General features: G+C 63.6%; 1 protein-coding gene. It reads left to right on the top strand.

Annotated features, from left to right (window positions below):
- Nucleotides 1-330: 330 nt before the first annotated feature.
- Nucleotides 331-1,434, top strand: a complete 1,104-nt coding sequence (locus tag AS156_RS02740) for an ISAs1 family transposase (RefSeq protein WP_066499663.1) — start codon at nt 331-333, stop codon at nt 1,432-1,434.
- The last annotated feature ends 7 nt before the right edge of the window (nt 1,435-1,441 follow it).

Consider the following 1,441-nt stretch of genomic DNA (forward strand, 5'->3'; position numbering starts at 1 on the left):
CTCGCGCTGGCCTATGAGACGACGAAGGTGAACTACACGGGCTACTGGGCGGCGGATGAGGGGCGGCGGGTGAGGCTGTGATAGTGCGCGCCCGCATCGGGGCTGCGCTCCCTCGCCCCGCTCTTGCGGGGAGAGGGTTGGGGTGAGGGGTTGCATCCGCGAGCTCTGCACGCCGTAAGACCGGTACCCCCTCACCCGGATTGCATCTAGCGATGCAATCCGACCTCTCCCCGCTTGCGGCAGGGGAATCGCATATGGATTTACGCCGGCTATTGCATTGGAGAGCAAGAGAGATTCTGAAGACGACTCCTGGGTCAAGAAGGGGGTCGGATGCGCCAATTCAAGAAGGTTTTTGGTCGATTGCCGGACCCGCGGGCGGCCAATGCGAGGCACGATCTTTTGGAGGTGCTGGTCATCGCGCTGGCAGCAACGCTGTGCGGAGCGGAATCGTGCTCGGACATGGCGGACTTCGGAGCAGCGAAGGAGGAGCTGTTGCGGCTCTTCCTTCGGTTGGAGCATGGCATCCCGAGCCACGACACATTCAGCCGGGTTTTCCGCCTGCTCAAGCCACAAGCCTTCGAGAAGGTTTTCCGTCGTTTCATGGCGGCTTTTGCCAAAGCCAACGGGCTCAAGCTCACCGGAGTGGTGGCCGTCGACGGCAAGGCGTTGCGCGGCGCCTACGAGCGCGGCGGCAAAGCCACGCCGCTGCATCTGGTCAACGTCTTTGCGGTGGATGCCCGCATGGCTTTGGCTCAGCAGAAAGCGCCTGGTCGCAACGAGACGGCAGGCGCCTTGGAAGTGTTGGACCTTCTCAGTCTGGAGGGCTGCATCGTTACCGCCGATGCCCTGCATTGCAGCCGCGCCTTTGCCAGCGCCGTGCTGGAGCGAGGTGGCAATTACACTCTGGCGATCAAAGCCAACCGCGGCCCCCTGTTCAAGGCGGTTACGCAACAATTTGCGCGATCGGGCAGGCGCAGCAGTGCCGAGCAGATCGACCCCTCCAGCCACGATCGGCACGAGGCGCGGCGCGCCACCATCATGCGCAACACCAGCCTGGCTGCGCACCACGACTTCCCCGGCGTCGCAGCGGTGGGGCGCATCACCTCGCGCAGGCGTCTGCGAGGCCACCGGGCCGATGCACCGGTTGTACGCCACTATCTCTTGTCCAAATACATCTCCCCCAAGCGGCTGCTGCACATCACCCGCAGTCATTGGGGCATCGAGAACCAGCTCCATTGGGTGCTCGACGTCCATTTCGCCGAGGACGGCAATCGCGCGCGAAAGGACCATGCTCCCGAGAACCTCGCTACCCTGCGCAGGCTCGCACTCAATATCCTGCGAGCTCACCCCGACCGCGCCTCCATCCGGCGCAAAATCAAGCGCGCCGGATGGGATCATGCCTTTTTCCTCGGCATGCTCGGTCATATGCGATAGCCCTGCC

The organism is Bradyrhizobium macuxiense, assembly GCF_001542415.1.
Taxonomy (GTDB): Bacteria; Pseudomonadota; Alphaproteobacteria; order Rhizobiales; family Xanthobacteraceae; genus Bradyrhizobium; species Bradyrhizobium macuxiense.

Bases quoted from the DNA above. Each gene is read 5' to 3' on its own strand.
- AS156_RS02740 (WP_066499663.1), top strand. From the start codon at position 331: ATGCGCCAATTCAAGAAGGTTTTTGGTCGATTGCCGGACCCGCGGGCG.